At 32.8% G+C, this 721-nt stretch carries 1 protein-coding gene; it reads right to left on the bottom strand.

Annotated elements, in window-relative coordinates; genetic code table 11:
• Nucleotides 1-67 precede the first annotated feature (67 nt).
• On the bottom strand, nt 68-721 hold a 654-nt coding region (locus tag AC1DJR_RS32370; RefSeq protein ID WP_477004503.1), incomplete at its 5' end, for a sensor histidine kinase.

The raw sequence follows: 721 nt of genomic DNA, 5'->3' as shown, positions 1-721 counted from the left end.
GATAAAGATAAAATGCAGATAATGTCGATTTTGTTTAAAAATGATAAAAACGTGTAGAATGAAAATTCTACACGTTTTTATTTAAGTAGAAGAAAAATAACACTCCATCTTCTGTAYTCGAAACACCATATTCCGCACCATGCAGCTCTAATATATTTTTTGAAATAGCAAGGCCCAATCCTGTTCCACCTTTGGAGCGTTGACGAGACGTATCTCCTCGATAAAAACGATCCCATATTTTCTCTACATGTTCTAGTTCAATATGTGCTCCTTTATTTTCTACACATACTTTTACACGTTCATTCTCTTCTATTGTAGAAATAATAATATTCTCCTGTTCTGGTGTGTAACGAATCGCATTCGTAATAAAGTTAGTCACCACCTGCTCTATTCGATGTGGATTTGCAACTACCTCAATTTTAGAAAGTTGTTTATGCACATGTAATTGCTTAGCTGTTATATCCGAAGCTAATTGCTCACATATATAATCAATCATCTCATCAATATGGAAAACATCCATTTCCATCTTATACGTACCAGACTCGAATTTTGCTAACTCCAGCATATCAATAATAAGCATATCCATTTTATCTACTTCTTTTGACATTGCTTTAAAGTAATACTCCTTTTTATTACTAGCAACACCATCCTCCAAAATTGAAATACAGCTCTTCATAATACTTAAAGGTGTTTTTAACTCATGTGAAAAACTCATGTGAAA

The organism is Bacillus sp. 05T31 (assembly GCF_056396725.1).
The sequence above is the reverse complement of the archived record's forward strand: the minus strand, read 5'-3'. Positions and strand labels throughout refer to the sequence as shown.